General features: G+C 61.4%; 20 protein-coding genes. 9 read left to right on the top strand and 11 right to left on the bottom strand.

All coding sequences use genetic code 11. From position 1 onward, the window contains the following. Window positions 1-44: 44 nt before the first annotated feature. From ACJ8IM_RS13115 to ACJ8IM_RS13095, 5 genes are read right to left on the bottom strand one after another with little or no spacing between them, the layout of a single operon-like run. A complete protein-coding gene (locus ACJ8IM_RS13115) occupies window positions 45-794 on the bottom strand; it encodes a fimbrial biogenesis chaperone (RefSeq protein ID WP_033653845.1) in 750 nt (249 codons plus the stop codon). Further along, window positions 794-2,134 (bottom strand): fimbrial protein, encoded by a 1,341-nt coding sequence (locus ACJ8IM_RS13110; protein WP_033638147.1) that lies wholly within the window; start codon window positions 2,132-2,134, stop codon window positions 794-796. The genes ACJ8IM_RS13115 and ACJ8IM_RS13110 overlap by 1 nt, the downstream gene beginning before the upstream one ends. A gap of 29 nt (window positions 2,135-2,163) precedes the next feature. Further along, the gene (locus ACJ8IM_RS13105; RefSeq protein ID WP_101455820.1) at window positions 2,164-4,698 is read right to left on the bottom strand and encodes a fimbria/pilus outer membrane usher protein; all 2,535 of its coding nucleotides are present in this window, start codon (window positions 4,696-4,698) and stop codon (window positions 2,164-2,166) included. A gap of 20 nt (window positions 4,699-4,718) precedes the next feature. After that, on the bottom strand, window positions 4,719-5,471 hold the full coding sequence (locus ACJ8IM_RS13100; RefSeq protein ID WP_223182005.1) for a fimbrial biogenesis chaperone: 753 nt from the start codon (window positions 5,469-5,471) through the stop codon (window positions 4,719-4,721). A 59-nt stretch (window positions 5,472-5,530) separates the two neighbouring features. Then, window positions 5,531-6,064, bottom strand: coding sequence for a fimbrial protein (locus ACJ8IM_RS13095; protein ID WP_015377562.1), 534 nt, complete (start codon window positions 6,062-6,064; stop codon window positions 5,531-5,533). Between the two features lie 375 nt (window positions 6,065-6,439). On the opposite strand from ACJ8IM_RS13095, the gene ACJ8IM_RS13090 reads away from it, so the two are divergent. Next, window positions 6,440-7,120, top strand: coding sequence for a helix-turn-helix domain-containing protein (locus ACJ8IM_RS13090; RefSeq protein ID WP_230116443.1), 681 nt, complete (start codon window positions 6,440-6,442; stop codon window positions 7,118-7,120). A 180-nt stretch (window positions 7,121-7,300) separates the two neighbouring features. On the opposite strand, the gene ychF is transcribed toward ACJ8IM_RS13090, so the two are convergent. Further along, entirely contained in the window at window positions 7,301-8,392 is a 1,092-nt protein-coding gene (gene ychF, locus ACJ8IM_RS13085; RefSeq protein WP_033646394.1) for a redox-regulated ATPase YchF, read from the bottom strand. A gap of 334 nt (window positions 8,393-8,726) precedes the next feature. On the opposite strand from ychF, the gene ACJ8IM_RS13080 reads away from it, so the two are divergent. Next, a complete protein-coding gene (locus ACJ8IM_RS13080) occupies window positions 8,727-10,256 on the top strand; it encodes a SulP family inorganic anion transporter (protein ID WP_033653847.1) in 1,530 nt (509 codons plus the stop codon). 37 nt (window positions 10,257-10,293) lie between these two features. Here ACJ8IM_RS13080 and pth read toward each other — a convergent pair whose 3' ends face one another. Next, complete coding sequence (gene pth / locus ACJ8IM_RS13075) at window positions 10,294-10,884, bottom strand: aminoacyl-tRNA hydrolase (RefSeq protein ID WP_004941053.1); 591 nt, start codon at window positions 10,882-10,884, stop codon at window positions 10,294-10,296. 301 nt (window positions 10,885-11,185) lie between these two features. On the opposite strand from pth, the gene ychH reads away from it, so the two are divergent. Next, the gene (gene ychH, locus ACJ8IM_RS13070) at window positions 11,186-11,464 is read left to right on the top strand and encodes a stress-induced protein YchH (RefSeq protein ID WP_025302491.1); all 279 of its coding nucleotides are present in this window, start codon (window positions 11,186-11,188) and stop codon (window positions 11,462-11,464) included. Window positions 11,465-11,649: 185 nt separating this feature from the next. On the opposite strand, the gene prs is transcribed toward ychH, so the two are convergent. The 3 genes from prs to lolB all read right to left on the bottom strand — a co-directional run bounded on the left by prs (window position 11,650) and on the right by lolB (window position 14,258). Then, a complete protein-coding gene (gene prs, locus ACJ8IM_RS13065) occupies window positions 11,650-12,597 on the bottom strand; it encodes a ribose-phosphate diphosphokinase (RefSeq protein WP_004941061.1) in 948 nt (315 codons plus the stop codon). Window positions 12,598-12,771: 174 nt separating this feature from the next. Next, window positions 12,772-13,638, bottom strand: coding sequence for a 4-(cytidine 5'-diphospho)-2-C-methyl-D-erythritol kinase (ispE, locus tag ACJ8IM_RS13060; RefSeq protein WP_033638162.1), 867 nt, complete (start codon window positions 13,636-13,638; stop codon window positions 12,772-12,774). Further along, entirely contained in the window at window positions 13,635-14,258 is a 624-nt protein-coding gene (gene lolB, locus ACJ8IM_RS13055; RefSeq protein ID WP_033653848.1) for a lipoprotein insertase outer membrane protein LolB, read from the bottom strand. The genes ispE and lolB overlap by 4 nt, the downstream gene beginning before the upstream one ends. Window positions 14,259-14,726: 468 nt before the next feature. Between lolB and hemA the strand changes: the two genes are divergently transcribed. From hemA to kdsA, 6 genes are read left to right on the top strand one after another with little or no spacing between them, the layout of a single operon-like run. Continuing rightward, the gene (gene hemA, locus ACJ8IM_RS13050) at window positions 14,727-15,989 is read left to right on the top strand and encodes a glutamyl-tRNA reductase (RefSeq protein ID WP_033638164.1); all 1,263 of its coding nucleotides are present in this window, start codon (window positions 14,727-14,729) and stop codon (window positions 15,987-15,989) included. A 31-nt stretch (window positions 15,990-16,020) separates the two neighbouring features. Further along, the gene (prfA, locus tag ACJ8IM_RS13045; RefSeq protein ID WP_033646391.1) at window positions 16,021-17,106 is read left to right on the top strand and encodes a peptide chain release factor 1; all 1,086 of its coding nucleotides are present in this window, start codon (window positions 16,021-16,023) and stop codon (window positions 17,104-17,106) included. After that, a complete protein-coding gene (gene prmC, locus ACJ8IM_RS13040; RefSeq protein WP_060418451.1) occupies window positions 17,106-17,939 on the top strand; it encodes a peptide chain release factor N(5)-glutamine methyltransferase in 834 nt (277 codons plus the stop codon). Before prfA ends, prmC begins: the two co-directional genes overlap by 1 nt. Before the next feature lie 41 nt (window positions 17,940-17,980). After that, entirely contained in the window at window positions 17,981-18,382 is a 402-nt protein-coding gene (locus tag ACJ8IM_RS13035) for a SirB2 family protein (protein ID WP_170310367.1), read from the top strand. After that, complete coding sequence (sirB1, locus tag ACJ8IM_RS13030) at window positions 18,379-19,188, top strand: invasion regulator SirB1 (RefSeq protein ID WP_033653850.1); 810 nt, start codon at window positions 18,379-18,381, stop codon at window positions 19,186-19,188. The genes ACJ8IM_RS13035 and sirB1 overlap by 4 nt, the downstream gene beginning before the upstream one ends. Window positions 19,189-19,246: 58 nt before the next feature. Beyond that, window positions 19,247-20,101 carry a 3-deoxy-8-phosphooctulonate synthase gene (gene kdsA / locus ACJ8IM_RS13025; RefSeq protein ID WP_004941087.1) on the top strand — a complete coding sequence of 285 codons (855 nt, stop codon included), beginning with the start codon at window positions 19,247-19,249 and terminating at the stop codon, window positions 20,099-20,101. A 47-nt stretch (window positions 20,102-20,148) separates the two neighbouring features. Here the strand turns inward: kdsA and dauA are convergent, their stop codons facing one another. Continuing rightward, the gene (gene dauA, locus ACJ8IM_RS13020; RefSeq protein ID WP_060438774.1) at window positions 20,149-21,837 is read right to left on the bottom strand and encodes a C4-dicarboxylic acid transporter DauA; all 1,689 of its coding nucleotides are present in this window, start codon (window positions 21,835-21,837) and stop codon (window positions 20,149-20,151) included. Window positions 21,838-21,988: the final 151 nt, after the last annotated feature.

Below are 21,988 nucleotides of genomic sequence, written 5' to 3'. Positions count from 1 at the left end.
TTTCCCTATTTCCTGTACTTAAAAAAATGTACTGCTTTTTATCGTTATGGGGTTGCTGTGTATGACTTGACGATCTGCTGGCCCTGGTCGTTGATGAAGGTGGCCTGAACGGTGATCTGAGAAGGGAGCGTCGGCGCCGCAACGCCGTCGAGGTGATAATCCCGCATGCTGAACGGTGCGGTCATCATGTCGCTTTCTTGCCGCACCGGGTAATCGCGCTTGCCGGTTTGCACGGCGATGCGGGCGAAGGAGAGATAAAACGCCGACCGGTTGTGACAGCGCAGCAGATAGCCGCCCGGCGATTTTTGCAGCGAGAACGAGACGGCCTCGGCCGCGTTTTCGGCGTTTCCCTTTAGCGCTTTGGGGCGGTAGAAGATTTTCATCTGCGTGTTCATCGCCAGCGTCACGCGCGACGTCAGCGGCGGCCTGGTCGGCTGGCTGGGCGGGATCTCATACAGATTAAGCCAGAACACCGACTCCCGGTCGGTGGGCAGGGCCGCACCGGCAAACAGGATCCGCAGCCCTTTCAGCGCCGAAGGCGGCAGGGCGAATACGCTGGGCAGGGTGACAAACGGCGCGCGCGACAGCTCGGGGGCGGCGTTGACGTCGCCGTTATCGACCCAGGTTTGCGCCACGATCGGATAGCCGTTGGTGTTGAGCAACATCAGGGTTTTTTCCGTGTCGCCCTCGCGGAAAATCACCCGGGTGGCGGAGGCGATGATGCCCGCCTGCGCGCCCATGGCCGCCAGCGCCAGCAGCAGGGCGCATCCGATCGTCAGATATTTCTTTCTCATCATTGCACCTTAACCCAGACGTAGGCCCTGGCGTCCACTTTGCCGGCGGTGACGGTTTGCCCGGGCAGCCGGGCGAGCGTGGCGGTGAGCTGGGTGGTGTAGTGGGTGAACCCCGCCGCGGTGCTGCCGCCGCCGCTGGCGCCGTTGAGCACCGGATACCAGCCGGCGTCGTTGCCCTGCGGGCATTGCCCGGCGCTGCAGCGCGCCCAGCCGACGAAGTTCATCGGCGCGCCGTTGCCGGCGTTGGCGAGCGCGATGCCCACGCCGGTGGCGACGCTGCTGTCGGTGCCGTAGCCGCTGGAGAGCAGGTAGCTCACGCCGCCGTTGGCGCTGACCAGCCCGAGCTGCTGCGCCGCGACATAGCTTTCATACGGCACCTGCAGGCCGAGGGCGGTATTGTTGCTGCTGACGCCGGACACGGCGGCATTGTCGCATTCGATATTGATGGTGAACTGCGCCTGTGAGGTTTGCCCGGCGGTCAACTGGCTGACGGATATGGTCGGCAGGATCACCAGCGGCGTGACGTTGCGCGCCACGCAGGTGGCGGTATAGGTCAATGAGGAGATTGGTGCGGTGCCCATGCCCATCGCGTTCCAGCGCCCGGTGCCCCAGGTGGCGTAGTTGGTGGCGGAGTCGCTGCCGATAGGATCCGAGGCGATGCCGGGCCCCTGAAAGGTGACATAGCCGTTTGGCTGCGTGCAGGTATAGTTCGAATTGCCGGTGGTCGAGGCCATGCCCACCAGCGGGTTGCCGGCGCTGTAGCCGCAGTAGTTGCTGGCGCCCGCGCCCGGCAGCGAGCTGATGCGGATCAGATCGGCGCGGATGGCGCTGAAGTCTTTCACCCGGATCTGAATTTTGCTGCCGACGGTGGCGTAGCGGGTAATCGGCGCCGACTGCCAGTAGCGGGTAAAAACCTTGCCGGAATCCAGATGGGTCAGGCGGATGCCGACGTAGGGGAAGTAGGTGGCGTAGTAGTTGGGGTTGCCGTCTTGGGCGCCCAGATCGTAATAGCCGCCGACGCGATCGTCGCCGTTGGTGGCGAAGACTTCATAGATTTGCCCCGCATCGCCGGCGTCGCACTCATACAACACTTTGTTGGGATCGGGATAGCGCGTGCCGGAGGTGAGATCGAACACGCTGGTGCCCAGCGGCGTGCCGACGGGCTGCAGGTAAGTGCTGGTCAGGTTAACCCGGCCCAGCGCCGTGCCCACCCCGCAGGGATCGCAACCGGAATCGATCCAGGGGGCGACCCGGGTGCATTGCGCCAGCGCGGCGGGCGCGCCGCACAGCGACAGGGCGAGCAGAGCAAGGGCGGCGATCGGGTAAGAAATGCGTTTCATCGTCTCTCCTGAGAATCAGTGTGAACGGGCTAGCGGCACGGGGCGCTGAGCCGTTGAATCGGGCCGTCTTCCCCGGCGGGCAGGCGGTAATGCAGCGTGCACTGTTGGCCGGGCGCGTCGCCCCAGTTCAGCGTAAGCGCACCGGCATTCCGGTCGCTGCGCAGATACACCTGATTGGCCTGGCCGACCATGCCCACGCTGTTGCCCGTTGCGTCGAGGACGTTGGCGCCCATCGGGATCGGCGCGTTATCGGGCCGCTGCGCGGTGATCAATAGCGCCTGGCCGCGCACGGTGTTGAAGCGCAGGCGCACCGTGGCGCCGGCGTACGGGGCGACGCGCCGCTGGCCGTCTTCCAGCTCCGCTTTGTCGTTCATGCCCTCGGGGTTCAGTGCGACGGTGTTGTAGTGATAGGGCACCAGCGACGGCGCCAGCGCGTAGCCAAAGCGATCGACGCGCGCCCCCTGGCCGTCCATCACCCGTGCGCCGCTGGCGCCGGGCGCCTCGATCAGGGCGAAGGTATCGCCGACATACGGCCCTAATGTCACGCCGCCGCGGTGCGCCACCACCGCCCCCTGCAGCGACAGGGAGCCTTGCCGGTACTGGCGCGCGGTGGAGAACGAGCCGGTGACGTTGGCGTAAGGCAGACGGGTTTGCAGGTTGCCGCCCCAGATGCTTTGTTGGCGATCGTCGTCGGTGGTGAAGTTCAGGCCGTAGCTGACCGGCTGTTCGTCGCCGACGCTGCCCGACAGCGCGGCCTGATAGTTGCCGCCCTGGCCCTGGCTGTGGTTGGCCAACAGCGAGACGCTGGGGGCGGATGACGAACGCCCGAGCGGGAAGCTCAGCGACAGGGCGGTGACGGTCTGCGCGCTCTGCGCCAGCGGCGCGCTGTAGACGTTATCCAGCGGCCCGTAGCCGCGGTAGTCGCCGTTGCTGTAGCCCAGGCTGCGGGTGCGGGTGACGGAGAGGTTAAGCGCCACGCCGTTGCCGAAGGTTTTTCCCCAGCCCAGCTGGAGCTGATTGTCGCGGCCGCGCTGATCGCGGTAGTCCTGAGTCGAGCCGGACATCGTCAGGCTGCCGAACGCGCCCATTCCCTGATTGACAGCGACCTCGAAACGCGACCGCTGGCGGTAGGAGTCGGACTGCCAGTTTTGGCCGGTGGTGGCGGCGCGGCGCACGCCGAGCACGTCGCTGAGATCGCGAAAGCCTTCGGTGGAGTAGCGGTAGCCGGCGATGGACAAGGTGGTGTCCGTCGGGCTGAAGGTTCGGCTATAGGAGAGGTGCAGCATCCAGCCGGCGGCGCCGCCGTCCGGCAGGCTGGCGTGGGAATAGGTGGTATCCATGCCGAAGGCGCCCAGCCAGCTGCTGTACACGCCGCCCAGCATCATCGCCTGATAGCCGTCCGCCAGCTGGTTGCCGAGGTTGAAGGTCAGGGCGTTGGTCAGGCCGTGCTGCCAGGTCACTTCGCTGAACAGATCGTTGTCGCCGACGTAGCGGGAACGGCCGATGATCGCCGAGTAGCGCGACTGGCCGGGGCGGATGGATTCCGGCACCGCGGCGAACGGCACGGTGAAGGTGCTGACGCTGCCGTCGGCTTCCGTGACCACCACGGTGAGATCGCCGGCGTAGTTGGTGGCGTACAGATCGTTGATGGCGAACGGCCCCGGCGCGACGGTGGTTTCATACAGCGTGCTTTTGCCCTGCAGCACCGTCACGCGCGCGTTGCTTTTCGCCACGCCGCGCACCACCGGCGCATAGCCGCGCTGCGAATCCGGCAGCATGCGGTCGTCCGAACTGAGCTGAATGCCGCGAAAGCCCAGGCCGGAGAAGAAGTGACCGTCGGTAAAGCCTTCGCCCAACAGCATTTCGCTGCGCCAGGGCAAGATCGCGCGCTGTACGTAGCGGCGGCTGGTGTCCAGATGGCCGCCGAACTCCCGATCGTAGCGGTAGCTGGACTGCTGGCGGTAGCGCCATAGCCCGAGGTTGAAGCCGCCGTTCAGGTTGGCGTAGGTCGAGTCGAGATCGCGGGTTTGCCCCTGTCGGTAACTGACGTGGTACTGGTTGAGGTTGTAATTGACGAAGGCCATCGATTCGCCGCTGTCCAGGCTGGCGGGATTGACGCTGCCGCGCGGCCGGCCGTTCAACAGCGCCTGCGGAATGCTCAGATCCAGCCGCAGCCGCGAGATATCGGCGTTCACCGTGATGTCCTTCAGATCCCGGCCGGGCAGCAGGCATTCCGCTTCGGCGGCCGTCGGCGGATTTTTCAACCCGAAGCGCGTCAGCTGCGGCCGATCGAAACAGGGTAGCACCTGCTTGCCTGCGCGTACGAAGCGAATTTGATCGCGTTCGAGAAACTGGCCATTGAGGTACAGATCGATCTGATAGCTGCCGGGAGCGACGGCGTCCTGTTGGTTGAACTGGCTCAGGGCGCTGTTGCTCAGCACGCTGCCGCGCAGCAGCGCGGGATCGAAGGTATAGCCGTCGGCGGCGGCGCAGCCCAGCGGCAGCGCCAGCAGCGCGCAACACCAGCGTGCGGGCAGCGGCGCCGCCTTGCGAGCATCGAACATGAATACCTCCCTGTCTGGTTTCAGCGCGCGACGTTCAGGGTGCGTGAGATTTCCACCCCATAGTCATTGATGACGCGCAGTGCGACCTGCCGCACCTCCCCATTCACCGGCCAACTGGCCTGTGAAAACGGCGGGATCAGATCCGCCTGCGGGATGGCGATGCGCTTCGCGCCGCTCAGGATCGCGGCCTGGCTGACGTTGGCGTAGTAGCCGGTCGGGTTGTCGACGCGCAGCGCGTTGCCGGCCTGGCGCAGGCTGAGCCGATCGATGACGTGGTTGGCGTCGCCGGCCAGCCCGGCGGGGCGATAGAACACCTTCAGCCGATTGGTGACCACCAGCAGCAGTTTGTTCTTGTCGCTGTCCGTCTGGCGCACGGCGGGCACCTGCAGGAAGTTGAGATAGAACAGCGATTCGCGATCGCGCGGCAGCGGCTGGCCGACGAACGACAGCCGCACCATCTGCCCGCTGTGCGGATTCATGCGGAAGATCTGCGGCGAGGCGACGAAAGGTGCATCGGCGTTTTCCGGCGTGGATTTGGGGTTATTGATGTCGAGCCAGATCTGCATCAGCGCCGGGGTGCCGTCGTCGTTGGTGAACTGCAGCGTTTTTTCCCGCGCCTCGGCGGGGTAGATCACGCGGTTGCCGAGCAGCGTCACGCTGGCCGAGGCGTGGGTAGCGGCAAAACTCATCAGGCAAAGCGACAGGGCGGCCCATCGGCGGGCGGAGCGGGTTATCTGCGGCATAAACGTGAACCGATAAAGGGAGCGAGTCATTCAGCGCCGCCCGGCGAAGGGCGGCGCTGGCATCAACAGGTATGGCGCCTGACGCCGGCTTATTTGTAGCTAATGGCGAACTGTGCGGTGGCGATCACCGATCCGGCCGCCACGCCGGTGTCTTCCGCGTAGTAGCGAGCCACCAGGTTCTGCGAGGTGGAGGTGGCGTCTTTGGCCAGCGTCATCGCCGACGTGGTGACGGTCGAACCGCTGGCGAACGACAGCGGCGTAGTGGCGTCGCTGTCCAGCAGTTGAATGGACACCTTGGCCGCATCGCCCGCGTTGCCCAGGTTGCCGTTGGTGGTCGGGTTGTTGCCAGCCAGCACGGTTTTGATCGCCGTATCGCTGGTTGCCGCCGCACAGCCGGTCACGTTGACGGTGAAGGTGGTGTCGCCGGCGGTGGCGCCTTTGGTGGCGAGTTTGCTGGCGGCGACGGTCGGCAGCAGAACGACCGGATTGGATTGGTTACCGTTAATATTCACCGAGCAGGTTTGCGTGCTGACTTCGCCTTTAAATTGCACCGTATTGGACGAAGCGGCCGCACAGGCGCCGGAGAGAGCCAGCATGGATAATGCGACTAATTTAACATTCATGTGAAATGCCCTTTAATTTACTTTAGATAAAAGCTTTCCTGACAGTAATAAATTACTGACGTGCGGTTGTTGATTAATCATGTTGCGCAATTGTTTTTTAAACGCGTCGGCAAACATGGATTTTCATCCTAACAAACTAAGAATTTTCCCTATAGATGTTTTGAATGAAGTAATAAGGTTGTGGTGCCCGTTGTTACATTTTTTTTCATTTGCGCTTATATCATACAAAATAGAAAATAGATCTATATCATTGCGTTGCGTTTTTATTGGATCGCCAGTTTTTTATGTGGAAATAATTTGAAACATTCATGCCTTTTTTGCGTATTAATCAACATGCTGACGGTTGCGTGATTATTTGAAAAACATGTTATCAAGATGTTTTATATCGGTGTGCTTTGCAGGCGAATTACCCCAAAAAAGAGCAGCGACAAGCCGCCTGAGGTGTGGAAGCATGCTTTCATGCTGATAAGGAGAATTAAAGTGAGAGTGATTTATATCGACGGTTCACCGCTGTGCCGGCTGGGTATGAAAACATTACTGGGCGGCGGCGTGATAACCTTATCCTCACCCAATATGAATATTATTAAAAATATAATTCCGGCGCCTGATTTAATTATTACGGAGTTTCCTCAGGAGATTTACCGGTTCGAGGCGTATTTAAATTTCATTAAATATTCACGTGGTGAATATAAAGATGTCCGGTTACTGTTCTTTATCGATAAGACTTCGCCGCTGATCCTGGCGTTTATCGCCGCGGCGCAGCCGGATGCGATTTTGCACAAACGGGAAACGCTGCAGGTGGTGCGAGAGACTTGCGCAACGCTGGCCCGCCAGGAGACGAGCGAACGGCACGTGGGGAACCGGCATCGGGCGGCGGCGATCACGCCTGGCGAGGCGGCGGTGCTGTGTGAAACCGCCCGCACCGAAGATATCCGCCTGACCGCTCGGCGGCTTAACCTGCACCCGAAAACCGTTTATTCGCACCTCAATAACGCCGGCAAAAAGTTCGGCACCCGCAATCGGGTGGAACTGCTGAAGATGATTGCGCTGCTGTAGCGCGCCGTTAGCGGGTTTTGCCGGCGGCAGCGATTCGCCGGTCACTCGGCGGCAAACCGGCCCTCGGCGTGGAAGGGGGAAATGGGGGAGTCTGAGTCTGGGGAGATAAAAACAAAAATCCACGCCGAAGCGTGGATTTTTCCGTTTCCGGCAGCCGAAAGCAATGCTGCGGGGAAGGGCTTAGACGTTGAACAGGAAGTTCATCACGTCGCCGTCTTTGACGATGTAGTCTTTACCTTCGGAGCGCATTTTGCCGGCTTCTTTGGCGCCTTGCTCACCCTTGTAGGTGATGAAGTCGTCATAAGAGATGGTTTGCGCGCGGATAAAGCCTTTTTCGAAGTCGGTGTGGATCTTGCCGGCCGCCTGCGGAGCGGTGGCGCCGACCGGGATGGTCCAGGCGCGCACTTCTTTCACGCCGGCGGTGAAGTAGGTCTGCAGGTTCAGCAGTTCATAACCGGCGCGGATCACGCGGTTCAGGCCCGGCTCTTCCAGACCCAGCTCGGCCATGAACTCGTCGCGCTCTTCGTCTTCCAGCTCGGCGATGTCGGATTCCACGGCGGCGCACACGGCAACCACCACGGAGCCTTCGGCGTCGGCGATTTTACGCACGGTGTCCAGGTACGGGTTGTTCTCGAAGCCGTCTTCGTTGACGTTGGCGATGTACATGGTCGGCTTCAGGGTCAGGAAGCTCAGGTATTTGATCGCCGCTTTGTCTTCGTCGCTCAGATCCAGCGCGCGCAGCATGCCGGCGTTTTCCAGGTGCGGCAGGCATTTCTCCAGCGCCGCCAGCTCGGCTTTGGCGTCTTTGTCGCCGCCTTTGGCTTTCTTCTGCACGCGGTGGATGGCGCGCTCGCAGGTGTCGAGGTCAGACAGCGCCAGCTCGGTGTTGATCACATCGATGTCTTCGGCCGGATCGACCTTGTTGTTGACGTGAATGATGTTGTCGTTCTCGAAGCAGCGCACCACGTGGCCGATGGCTTCGGTTTCGCGGATGTTGGTCAGGAACTGGTTGCCCAGGCCTTCACCCTTGGACGCGCCTTTCACCAGGCCGGCGATGTCGACGAATTCCATGGTGGTCGGCAGAATGCGCTGCGGCTTGACGATCTCGGCCAGCTTATCCAGACGCGGATCGGGCATCGGCACCACACCGGTGTTCGGTTCAATGGTGCAGAACGGGAAGTTGGCTGCTTCAATGCCCGCTTTGGTCAACGCGTTGAACAGGGTGGATTTGCCTACGTTAGGCAGGCCGACGATACCGCATTTGAATCCCATGTTGTAATCACCTTAAATATCTTAACTATCAGCCGGTTAGGTTTAATCGACTGCATAAAGGGCAAAATAATGCCGCCATTATACACGTAATGGGCGTTTATCTCGATCAGACTTGTTTGGCCGGGGCGAGCGCAGCACCCGCGGCCGGTTTTTGATTGAGATTTGGATCACATTTACCCATACTGGCCGTTCCGATTAACCGACAGGAAACGCGCCGGATGTATTTCTTGCCTACGCCACCCTGAGCTGTGCCCGCCTGCAGTCTGCCGCACCTTGCGGTACCCCATACCCGCTACGCGGGGAGATGATGTCATCTGTCATAAGTGAATAATGCATGTTTAACCTGAGTAACGTCAGGATCGCGGACGTTAAAAATGAAGTCCTGGCGGGCTTTGTGGTGGCGGTTTCGATGATCCCCGAGGCGGTCGGCTTTTCGCTGGTCGCCGGTCTTTCGCCGATCGTCGGTTTGCATACCGCGTTTATTATCGGCCTGGTCACGGCGCTGTTCGGCGGCAAGCCGGGCATGGTTTCCGGCGCCGCCGGCTCCATTGTGGTGGTGCTGATGAGCCTGGCGGCGCAGTACGGCATGGGCTACGTGCTGTGGGCCACGCTGTTTGCCGGGGGCATTCAAATCCTGATCGGCGCCTTCCGGCTGGGCAAGTTCATTCGTCTGGTGCCGCTGCCGGCGATCCACGGCTTCGTCAACGGTCTGGCGATCGTCATCATGCTGGCGCAGCTGAAGATGATCGCCGGGCAGGGGCCGCTGATGTACGGCCTGGTGGCGCTGGCGATTGCGGTGGTGGTGCTGTTCCCGCGCCTGACCAAAGCCATTCCGTCTTCGCTGGCGGCGCTGCTGGTGGTTTCGGCGTTAGCGATCGGCCTCAATCTGCACACGCTGCGGGTGGGCGATCTGGCGGACATTTCCGGCGCGCTGCCGCACTTCAGCCTGCCGACGGCGCCGTTCACCCTGGAAATGGTGCGGGTGGTGCTGCCCTATGCGGTGGTGATTGCCCTGGTCGGTTTGATTGAATCGCTGCTGACCATGACGGTGCTGGATGAAATGGGCGGCAAGAAGGGCAACGGCAATCGCGAAAGCATCGCGCAGGGCGCCGGTAACGCAGTGTGCGGCCTGTTCGGCTGCTTCGCCGGCTGCGCGATGATCGGCCAGTCGATCATCAACTTTACCTCGGGCGGGCGCGGGCGCCTCTCCGGCACGGTGGGCGCCATCCTGCTGATTCTGTTCGTGGTCAGCCTGTCGCGCTATATCGGCCTGCTGCCGGTGGCGGCGCTGGCCGGGGTGATGCTGGTGGTGTGTTACAACACCTTCGAGTGGAGTTCGCTGCGCCGTTTGCGCCGTATGCCGAAGGCGGACGCGCTGGTGATGCTCGCCGTCACGCTGATCACCATCTTTACCGATCTGGCGGTGGCGGTGATCAGCGGGGTGATTATCTCGGCGCTGGTGTTCGCCTGGCAGCAGGCGCGCATTCGCGTGCGCCAGCGGCAGGTAACGGGCGACGTGGCGGTGTATCAGCTCGATGGCCCGCTGTTCTTCGGCTCTGCTGCCGCTTTCGCCGAGCTGTTCGAGCCGCAAAGCGATCCGCAGAACGTGGTGCTGGATTTTGCCGGCACCCGGGTGATGGATTCCAGCGGCGTAGAGGCGATCGATAAGCTGACGGCGCGTTACCTGGCGGCGGGGAAAAGCATTCGGCTGCGCCACCTGAGCGGCGACTGCGTGCGCCTGCTCAAGCGCGCAGGCCCTTTCTGCAGCCATGAGCTGGACGATCCGCAGTATTACGTGGCGGAGGAGGGGTTTACCGCCGATGACCGCCGCGTGAGCGAGGAGACCTTCAACCCGCGCGGCTAGAAGCAGGCAGCGGGCAGGGCGCCCGCTGCGGCAAGGTTCAGGCCTGTGCCTTGAAGCTGTGCAGGCGCTGAACGGTTTTTTCCAGCCCATCCTTCATCAGCATCTCGGTGCAGCGCAGTGACTCGTCGATCGCTTCGTCGATCATCTTCTGCTCGCTGGCCGGCGGTTTGCCGAGCACGAAGCCCACCACCTTGTTCTTGTCGCCCGGATGGCCGATGCCGATGCGCAGGCGGTAGAAGTTCGGGTTGTTGCCGAACTTGTTCTGGATGTCTTTCAGGCCGTTGTGGCCGCCGTTGCCGCCGCCGAGCTTGATTTTGGCCACGCCGGGCGGCAGATCCAGCTCGTCGTGCGCCACCAGGATCTCGTTTGGTTCGATGCGGTAGAAGTTGGCCATCGCCAGCACCGCTTTGCCGCTCAGGTTCATGAAGGTGGTCGGCACCAGCAGGCGCACGTCGTTGCCCGCCAGGTTCAAACGAGCGGTATAGCCGAAGAACTTGCTCTCTTCTTTCAACTGCTGATTGTGGCGCTGGGCCAGCAGATCGACGTACCAGGCGCCGGCGTTGTGGCGCGTTTGGGCATATTCCGCGCCCGGGTTGGCCAGGCCAACTATCAATTTAATACTGCTCACTGGGAGATTCACTATGATCAGGGTAATGGAAAGGGCCTTAGTCTACCTGCCGGGGCGGCGAATGACAAAATCCGATCCCCGCCGTCGCCTTAGGTAAGAAAGACGAATGATTCATTAGCTGAATAATTCAATTTGTCCGCTAATTTTCAGCGGCGCGTTAAGAAGTGTCAATAATTCTTTACCATTTGTGATCGCCTCCGCAATCCCCTTGCCGCAACAAGGACTATACTTAACTTATCAAAGTGGGTTAACAAGTTGCAGCGTTATCCCGGTTGGCACATGGCAATCATGGAGGTGGCATATGAAACGTAGAAGCGCGGACAGAATGGGCAACTTTTTTATGGGGCTGGGGCTGGTCGTGATGATCGGCGGCGTCGGATACTCCATTATTGCTGAAGTATCCCAGTTCAATTTACCGCAATTTTTCGCCCACGGCGCCATCATGAGTATCTTTGTCGGCGCGCTGTTGTGGCTGGTGGGCGCGCGTATCGGCGGCCGCGAGCAGGTGGCGGATCGCTACTGGTGGGTAAAACACTTTGATAAACGGTGCCGCAACGACCAACATCGTTCGTCGCATTGATTAAAAAATCAGAAGGGAAGCGAGAGCAGGGCAAGGGAAAATCTGCCGTGCATTAAGGTTTGAGGTCATGTTGGACTACGAGTAGAAAACCCGTTGTTGCATACGCACCAACGGGTTTTTCTTTTTCTGCTGTCGGGCACGCTATCTTTCCGGCGCGGTGGGCGCCGCACCGGAAAGACGACGCATCAATGCTCGAACATTGCAGAGATCGACTCTTCGTTGCTGATGCGGCGGATGGCTTCAGCCAGCATGCCGGACAGGGTCAGAGTGCGAACGTTTTTCAGTGCCTTGATTTCCGGCGACAGCGGAATGGTGTCGCAGACGATCACTTCATCAATCACCGAGTTCTTGATGTTGTCCACGGCGTTGCCGGAGAAGATCGGGTGCGTCGCGTAGGCGAATACGCGCTTGGCACCGCGTTCTTTCAACGCTTCAGCCGCTTTGCATAAGGTACCGCCGGTGTCGATCATGTCGTCGACCAGCACGCAGTCGCGGCCTGCCACGTCACCGATGATGTGCATCACCTGAGAAACGTTCGCGCGCGGGCGGCGTTTGTCGATGATGGCCATGTCGGTGTCGTTCAGCAGTTTGGCGATGGCGCGGGCACGCACTACGCCGCCGATGTCCGGGGAAACCACGATCGGGTTTTCCAGGTTCTGCTGCAGCATGTCTTCCAGCAGGATCGGGCTGCCGAACACGTTGTCTACCGGAACGTCGAAGAAGCCTTGAATCTGCTCAGCATGCAGATCCACCGTCAGAACGCGGTCAACCCCTACGCTGGAGAGGAAATCGGCAACCACCTTGGCGGTGATCGGCACACGCGCGGAACGCACGCGTCGATCCTGGCGGGCATAGCCGAAGTAAGGGATAACGGCGGTAATACGGCCTGCGGAGGCGCGACGCAGGGCGTCGACCATCACAACCAGTTCCATCAGGTTGTCGTTGGTCGGGGCACAGGTGGACTGGATGATGAAAATATCACCGCCGCGTACATTTTCGTTGATTTGCACGCTCACTTCGCCGTCGCTAAAACGACCTACAGCGGCGTCACCAAGGCTGGTGTACAAACGGTTGGCAATACGTTGTGCTAGTTCCGGGGTGGCGTTACCAGCAAAAAGCTTCATATCAGGCACGAGAAGAACCTCAGGCTTGCGTCCAGAGAAGATATTGTCATACGACATCGCCAAGGGGCAGTCGGCGACGCCGGCGCAATATACATACGGGTATGTAAAACTAAAATTGAGACCGCAGGCAGCGCAGGGATAACAGGGCCAGGTGTGCATGACCCTGCGCAGCGAAACGTTGAGCTACGACTCAAACCGCCCGGAACGAATGCGATGTAGTGGGGAGACGTTAACGCCGCGCGCTACAAAACCACACAACCACTCCGGGGCTTGATTTAACACCTGACGGGCGGCGATTTCTGTGTCGAATTCAGCAAACACACAAGCACCTGTGCCAGTCAGGCGTGACGGGGCGTATTCTAACAGCCATGAAAGAAGCTGTTCAACCTCGCGAAAACGTTTTCTTGCGATCGGTTCGCAATCATTTGCGTACGGTGCCTGCAACAGCTCACTTAAGGAGCGAACCGGGGTGTCTCTTTTCAATTCGGGGTCGCCGAAGATAACCGGCGTCGGGATGCCGACGCCGGGATGCGCCACCAGATACCACTTTTCCTGCGGCTCGGCCGGCTGCAGGCGCTCGCCGATGCCTTCGGCGAAGGCGGCGTGGCCGCGCACGAACACCGGCACGTCGGCGCCGAGGCTGAGCCCCAGCTCGGCCAGTTGGTCGTCGCCAAGACCGCAGCGCCACAGTTCGTTCAGCGCCACCAGCACGGTGGCGGCGTTGGAGGAGCCGCCGCCCAAACCGCCGCCCATCGGCAGGCGCTTGTCGATGCTGATGTCGGCGCCGCGCGGTGCGGTCTGCAGGCCGCGCTCATCGCAATAGCGCTGCAGCAAGCGGGCGGCGCGCACGATCAGGTTCTGCTCGTCCGGCACGCCGTCGACCGGCGTCAGCAGATGAATGCGATCGTCCTGGCGCGGGTCAATGGTCAGGGTGTCGCCGTAGTCCAAAAACTGGAACAGCGTCTGCAGCAGGTGATAGCCGTCTTCACGACGGCCGGTGATGTACAGAAACAGGTTGAGTTTCGCGGGGGAGGGCCACTGGCGGATCATTTGAGCGTCCAGTTGTCCATTTTCAGCTTGATGCGCTGGTCGCCCTGCTGCAGCTCCAGGCGGTTAGGCAGCGTCGGCTGCACCTCGTTGCTGTAGCCCTGGTAATCCACTTTCCAGGTCTGGCCGCCTTGCTGGTAGGTCAGCTTGCTCAGGCGATATTGGTCATCCAGCGCAAAATCGCCGGTTTCGCCCGGCAGGCCGAGCATCCACTGGCGCAGGTTGTTCAGCGGGATCGCCATGCCGGTCAGCTTGCGGATCATCTCTTCTGGGTTGTCGCTGACGTAGCGTTTGCCCTGGTTGTCGGTCAGCTGCACCACGTTTTTCTGCACGTTGAGATCCATTTCCGTGCTGCCCAGCGGGTTGGTCAGCAGCAGGCGGTAGCGCTCCGGCGAGAACTGCTGCCAGAAGAAGCGGGCGTAGACTTTTTTCTGATCAGACAAGTAGGCGAAGGAGCCGCGGGTCTGATAGGTGCTGAGCTGCTGCACCGCCTGCTCATGGGCGCGCCACTGCGGTGAGGTCGGGCTGGTGGCCGGGCCGGTCGGCTTGGTGGTGGTACAGGCGGCCAGCACCAGGCTGGCCAGCGGGATCAGACGGAGCAAACTAACTTTGCGTATTGGCATAACTTTCTCTTGTCCTTTTGTCCTTGCGGGCATGCGCGACGAAATCCGGATTCAGCGCTCACGCTAACGGGGCGGCGGCGGCGCGTCAATTTTTTGCTGCATCGCGTTGAATCTTGCCGCTTTTACCGGCGCAATGCCAACCCGGCACGCGCGTCGGGGTCGCCATTAAGCGTAACACAATCGCCTGAAGGCGGGGGAGGCGCGCCCGATAAGCGGTGCCTTCGTTGCGCAAACGCCGCCGTTGTGTACGCCGAATAGCGTGCGCGTTATCGCAAACTGCGCTAAAATTTAAGCAATCGACCTACCTCATGGCTATTTATCCTGCTGTATTTATTGCTTATTCATTAATTGATGTCATCTATGACAGCGATTGAACGGAAGATGCGGTTGTTACTTTTATTGATCCCGCGCATCAAGTAGAATGCCGTTCAACGAGAACCCGTACCAAGATAAGTATTACTCGAAGCAATGACCCTGCTGGCGTTAGGTATAAATCACAAAACCGCTCCGGTTTCTCTGCGTGAAAGGGTGACCTTCTCGCCAGAGTCCATCGATGAGGCGCTGACCAGCTTGCTCCAACAACCGTTGGTGCAGGGCGGCGTCGTGTTGTCCACCTGCAACCGCACCGAGCTGTACCTCAGCGTAGAGCAGCAGGAACACATGCACGAGCAACTGGTCGCCTGGCTGTGCGCCTACCACAACCTGCGTCCGGAAGAGGTGAAGAAAAGCCTGTACTGGCATCAGGGCAACGACGCGGTCAGCCATCTGATGCGGGTGGCCAGCGGGTTGGACTCATTGGTACTGGGCGAACCGCAGATCCTCGGCCAGGTGAAAAAGGCCTTCGCCGAGTCGCAACGCGGCCAGTCGCTCTCCGGCGAGCTGGAGCGTCTGTTCCAGAAATCCTTCTCCGTCGCCAAGCGCGTGCGCACCGAAACCGACATCGGCGCCAGCGCGGTTTCCGTGGCGTTCGCCGCCTGTACGCTGGCGCGGCAGATCTTCGAATCGCTGGCCGATCTCAACGTCTTGCTGGTGGGCGCCGGCGAAACCATCGAGCTGGTGGCGCGCCACCTGCGTGAGCATAAAGTGCGGCACATGATCATTGCCAACCGCACCCGCGAGCGCGCGCAGCTGCTGGCGGACGAGGTCGGCGCGGAGGTGATCACCCTGCCTGAGATCGACGAACGCCTGGCGGACGCCGACATCATCATCAGTTCCACCGCCAGCCCGCTGCCGATCATCGGCAAGGGCATGGTGGAGCGCGCGCTGAAGGCGCGCCGCAACCAGCCGATGCTGCTGGTGGATATCGCCGTACCGCGCGACATCGAACCGGAGGTCGGCAAATTGGCCAACGCCTATCTGTACAGCGTGGACGATCTGCACGCCATCATTCAAAGCAACCTGGCGCAGCGCAAAGCGGCGGCGGTGCAGGCGGAATCGATCGTGCAGCAGGAAAGCACTAACTTCATGGCCTGGCTGCGCTCGCAGGGCGCGGTGGAAACCATCCGCGACTACCGTTCGCAGGCCGACCAAATTCGCGCAGAGATGGAAGCCAAAGCGCTGGCCGCCATCGCGCAGGGCGCCAACGTGGAGCAGGTGATACACGAGCTGGCCCATAAACTGACCAACCGTCTTATTCATGCCCCCACCAAATCCCTCCAGCAGGCCGCCGGCGACGGCGACGTGGAGCGGTTGCAGTTATTACGCGACAGCCTCGGGCTGGATCAGCATTAGTTTTCTCTATTAACAGGGTTTATTACCACGCATGAAGCCTTCTATTGTTGCCAAACTGGAAGCGTTACAAGAGCGCCATGAAGAAGTGCAGGCGCTGCTCGGCGATGCCGGCGTCATCGCCGACCAAGACCGGTTCCGCGCGCTGTCGCGAGAATACGCGCAGCTGACCGACGTCAGCCGCTGCTTCCTGGAATGGCGTCAGGTGCAGGAGGATCTGGAGACGGCGGAAATGATGCTGGACGATCCGGAGATGCGCGAGATGGCGCAGGAAGAGCTGAAACAGGCGCGGGCGGCCAGCGAAGAGCTGGAGCAGCAGCTGCAGGTGTTGCTGCTGCCGAAAGATCCGGACGATGAGCGCAGCTGCTTCCTCGAAGTGCGCGCCGGCACCGGCGGCGATGAGGCGGCGATCTTCGCCGGCGATCTGTTCCGCATGTACAGTCGTTACGCCGAAGGCCGCCGCTGGCGCGTCGAGGTGATGAGCGCCAACGAAGGCGAGCACGGCGGCTTCAAGGAAGTGATCGCCAAAGTCTCCGGCGATGGCGTGTACGGCCAGCTGAAGTTTGAATCCGGCGGCCACCGCGTGCAGCGCGTGCCGGAAACCGAATCCCAGGGGCGCATCCACACCTCCGCTTGTACCGTGGCGGTGATGCCGGAAGTGCCGGAAGCTGAGCTGCCGGACATCAACCCGGGCGATCTGAAAATCGACACTTTCCGCTCCTCCGGCGCTGGCGGCCAGCACGTTAACACCACCGACTCGGCGATCCGCATCACCCACCTGCCGACCGGCATCGTGGTGGAGTGCCAGGACGAACGTTCACAGCACAAAAACAAAGCCAAGGCGATGTCGGTGCTGGGCGCGCGCATTCGCGCCGCCGAGATGGCCAAGCGCCAGCAGGCCGAGGCGTCCACTCGCCGCAACCTGCTGGGCAGCGGCGATCGTTCCGACCGCAATCGCACCTACAACTTCCCGCAGGGGCGGGTGACCGACCACCGCATCAACCTGACGCTCTACCGCCTGGACGAGGTGATGGAAGGCAAACTGGACATGCTGATCCAGCCGATCGTGCAGGAGTATCAGGCCGACCAGCTGGCTGCGCTGTCCGCCGAGCAAGAGTGATGGACTATCAACACTGGCTGAAAGCCGCCGCCGCGCGTTTGACCCACAGTGACAGCGCCCGGCGCGACGCGGAAATCCTGTTGGGTTTCGTGACCGGCAAGGCCAGAACTTTCCTGATGGCGTTCGGGGAAACCCTGCTGACGCCGCCGCAGCAACAGCAACTGGAGACGCTGCTGGCGCGCCGCGAACGCGGTGAGCCGGTGGCCTATCTGGTGGGCGAGCGCGAGTTTTGGTCGCTGCCGCTGTCGGTTTCGCCCGCAACGCTGATCCCACGCCCGGATACCGAATGCCTGGTGGAACTGGCGCTGGCGCGCCTGCCGCCGCAACCCTGCCATTTCCTCGATCTCGGCACCGGCACCGGCGCCATCGCGCTGGCGCTGGCCAGCGAGCGCCCGGATTGTTCGGCAATCGGCGTCGATGTGCAGCCGGAGGCGGTCGCGCTGGCGCAGCATAATGCGCGCAAGCTGAAGATCGACAACGTCCGATTTCTACAGGGCAGCTGGTTTGCGCCGGTGGCGGGGCAACGCTTCGCGCTGATCGCCAGCAATCCGCCCTATATCGACGCCGCCGATCCGCATTTGTCGCAGGGCGACGTGCGCTTCGAGCCGGGCAGCGCGCTGATCGCCGCCGATCATGGGCTGGCGGATCTGGCTGCCATCGTGAGCCAGGCGCCGCACCATTTGCAGCCGCAGGGTTGGCTGCTGTTGGAACATGGCTGGCAGCAGGGCGAGAGCGTGCGCGCGCTGCTGCAGGCCGCCGGATTTTCCGCTGTCGCCACCCACCGTGATTACGGCGACAACGACCGCGTGACGCTCGGCCAATGGCCGGGATAATCGCCACTGATAATAACGACGCCCGGGCCATTTAAGGGAGCATCATGACTGCATACACCGCGTTGAAACATTTCCATTTGCTGACGGTCGCCATCAGTATTACCTTGTTTGTGCTGCGTTTCTTTTGGCAGTGGCGCCGCTCGCCGATCATGGGCCGCCGCTGGGTCAAGGTAGCGCCGCACCTGAACGACACGCTGCTGTTCGTCAGCGGCATCGCGCTGGTGGTGACGTTCGGGTTTTATCCGCTGCTGGGTATGGACTCATGGCTGACCGAGAAGCTGTTTGGCGTTATTATCTATATCCTGCTTGGCTACGTCGCATTGGGCAAGAAGACCAAAAGTCAGCGGCTGCGAACCGTGGCGTTCGTGCTGGCGTTGGGCTGCCTGTACCTGATAATTAAACTTGCCACGACGAAAATACCGTTTCTGATGGGATACCTATGAGTAGCATTGCTGATTTTGAATTTAACGCCTCGCCGCTGAGCGAAGGGGTGATCCTGGTGTCGCAGTCGGTGCGGCGCGATTTCCCGGCTGCCGACGTGGAGCGAAAGCTGCAACAGCTGGTGGACGAAGCGCGCGCGGTGGTGCCGGCCGATATCACTCAGGAGCAGCAACTGGATGCGCTCATCGAGCTGTTTTACAAGACCTGGGGCTTCGGCGGCGCCAGCGGCGTTTACCGCCTGTCGGACGCCATCTGGCTGGACAAGGTGCTGGAAGGGCGGCAGGGCACGCCGGTCTCGCTGGGCACCATTTTCCTGCACATCGCCAACGCGCTGGATCTGCCGCTGCTGCCGGTGATTTTCCCCACTCAGCTGATCCTGCGCGCCGACTGGCTGGACGAAGAGCTGTGGCTGATCAACCCGCTTAACGGCGAAACCCTGAGCGAACACCAGCTGGAAGTGTGGATCAAGGGCAACCTGGGGCTGGGCGCCGAGCTGGAAGACGACGACCTCGACGAGTCGGAGAACATCATGGTGGTGCGCAAGATGCTCGATACGCTGAAGGCCGCCCTGATGGAAGAAAAACAGCTGGAAATGGCGCTGCGCACCAGCGAAACGGTGCTGTGCTTCGATCCGGAAGATCCGTACGAGATCCGCGACCGCGGGCTGATTTACGCCCAGCTGGAGTGCAACCATATCGCGATTTCCGATCTCAACTATTTTGTCGAGCAGTGTCCTGAAGACCCGGTCAGCGAAGTGATCAAAGTGCAGATCCATTCGATTGAGCCGAAACAGGTGACGCTGCATTAATTCAATGACTCCGCGCAGTGTGCAAGGCGACGGTTACAACCTTAACAAAGGCGAAAGCATGAAACAGAAAGTGGTTAGCATTGGCGATATCGACGTAGCAAACGATCTGCCGTTTGTGCTGTTTGGCGGTATGAACGTGCTGGAATCGCGCGATCTGGCGATGAGCATCTGCGAACACTACGTCACCGTGACGCAAAAACTGGGCATTCCTTACGTATTCAAGGCCTCTTTCGACAAGGCCAACCGCTCTTCCATCCACTCGTACCGCGGTCCGGGCCTGGAAGAAGGGATGAAGATCTTCGAAGAGCTGAAAAAAACCTTCGGCGTGAAAATCATCACCGACGTGCATGAAGCGGCGCAGGCGCAGCCGGTTTCCGAAGTGGTTGACGTGATCCAGTTGCCGGCCTTCCTGGCGCGCCAGACCGATCTGGTGGAAGCGATGGCGAAAACCGGCGCGGTGATCAACGTCAAGAAGCCGCAGTTCGTCAGCCCGGGGCAGATGGGCAATATCGTCGACAAGTTCAAAGAGGGCGGCAACGACCAGGTGATCCTGTGCGATCGCGGCAGCAACTTTGGCTATGACAACCTGGTGGTCGACATGCTGGGCATCAACGTGATGAAAAACGTGACCGGCGGCCATCCGGTGATCTTCGACGTGACCCACGCGCTGCAGACCCGCGATCCGTTCGGCGCCGCGTCCGGCGGCCGTCGCGCTCAGGTGGCCGAGCTGGCGCGCGCCGGCATGGCGGTCGGCCTGGCCGGTCTGTTCCTCGAAGCGCACCCGGATCCGAACAACGCCAAGTGCGACGGCCCGTCCGCGCTGCCGCTGGACAAGCTGGAGCCGTTCCTGGCGCAGATGAAAGCCATCGACGACCTGGTGAAGAGCTTCCCGGAGCTGGATACCAGCAACTAAGCGCTCGTCACCATAAAAAAAGCCCGACTCGTCGGGCTTTTTTACGTTTAGGCGCCGGTGGCCGCCAGCGCTTCCGGCAGCGTCGGGTAGAACTGCAGGCGGCCCTCGATCGGTTGCACCCGCGCGCGCGCCAGGGTTTTCAGCGGCTGGAACGGCACGTCGGTGATCACCAGCTTTTTGTCCGCCGGCAACTCGTCGATAAAGCGCCGCAGGGCGCTCAGGCCGCCGGCGTCGAGCACCGGCACCGCATCCCACTGCAGCACGATCGTGCGGTAGCCTTCGCTGCGCGCCAGCAGTTCGGTAAAGATGCGCTCGGCGGCGGCGAAGAACAGCGGGCCATTCACCCGCAGCACCAGGCGGCCGCCGTCGGCGCTCAGCTCACTCAGCTTTGTCATACGGGCGATACGGCGCATAAACAGCAGCGACGCCAGCACGATGCCCACGGTAATGGCGATCACCATGTCGAACAGCACCGTCAGCGACATGCACAGCAGCAGCACCAGAATGTCGTCCTTCGGCGCCCGGCGCAGCAGGTAAACCACCTTGTGCGCCTCGCTCATGTTCCAGGCGACCATCAGCAGCAGCGCCGCCATCGCCGCCAGCGGCAGGTAAGAGAGCCACGGCGCCAATACCAGCAGCGCCAGCAGCACCAGCAGCGCGTGGATGATGGCGGACACCGGCGAGGTGGCACCAGCGCGCACGTTGGCCGCCGAACGGGCAATCGCGGCGGTGGCGGTAATGCCGCCGAAGAACGGCGCGATGATGTTGCCCGCGCCCTGGCCGATCAGTTCGCTGTTCGAGTTGTGCTTCTTGCCGGTCATGCCGTCGAGCACCACCGCGCACAGCAGCGATTCGATCGCGCCGAGCATCGCCATCGAAAACGCCGCCGGCAATAGGGCGGAAACGGTTTGCCAGCTCAGGGTGAACGGCTGCCCGCCGCCGCCCGGCAGATCCCAGGGCAGCAGCAACTGCGGCAGGATCGGCGGGATGCCCTGGCCGCTGCTGCCGTCGGCCAGCAGGTAGCTGAAGCGCGAGCCGATGGTCGCCACCGGGTGATCAAACAGCGCCAGCAGCCCCATCAGCGCGGTGCCCGCCAGCAGCGCCGGCAGGTGGCCAGGCACCCGCAGGCCGAGCTTGGGCCAGAAGATCAGGATCAAGAGCGTCACCGCGCCGATCAGGGTATCGCCGAAATCCAGCGTCGGCAGCGCCTGCAGCAGGGCGTGCAGTTTGCCGACGTAATTTTCCGGCGTGTGCGCCAGCTGCAGGCCGAAGAAGTCCTTGATCTGCATGGTGGCGATGGTGATGGCGATGCCGGAGGTAAAGCCGAGCGTCACCGGCAGCGGAATGTACTCGATCAGCCGGCCCAGGCGCGCCAGCCCCATCAGCAGCAGAAATACTCCGGAGATCAGCGTGGCGACCAGCAGGCCGGCCAGGCCGAACTGCTGCGAAACCGGATACAGGATCACCACGAAGGCGGCGGTGGGGCCGGAGACGCTGTAGCGCGAACCGCCGCTGACGGCGATGACGATGCCGGCGATGGCGGCGGTATACAGGCCGTATTGCGGTGGCACGCCGCTGGCGATCGCCAGCGCCATCGCCAGCGGGATGGCGATAATACCGACCGTCACCCCGGCGATAGCGTCTTTCAGCAACCGCGCCAGGCTATAAGGTTCCCGCCAGCAGGCGTCTATCAGTGCGCTGAAGGGGCGAATTTTGTTTATTTCATGCGTTTTCATCTACGGTGCGTACCAAATCTTCAAAAGTGAAAGGAATGGCGGGCCCGATGAGGTCCGTCTTGTCACGTGACAGATACCATACGCCTTTTGCTCAGCGGATTACCAGACCTGTATCAATTTGGCGCAGGAAATCGGAGAGTCGCCCTTTTGT

This window comes from Serratia sp. CY33525 (assembly GCF_052169115.1).
Lineage (GTDB): Bacteria > Pseudomonadota > Gammaproteobacteria > Enterobacterales > Enterobacteriaceae > Serratia > Serratia sarumanii.
The sequence above is the reverse complement of the archived record's forward strand: the minus strand, read 5'-3'. Positions and strand labels throughout refer to the sequence as shown.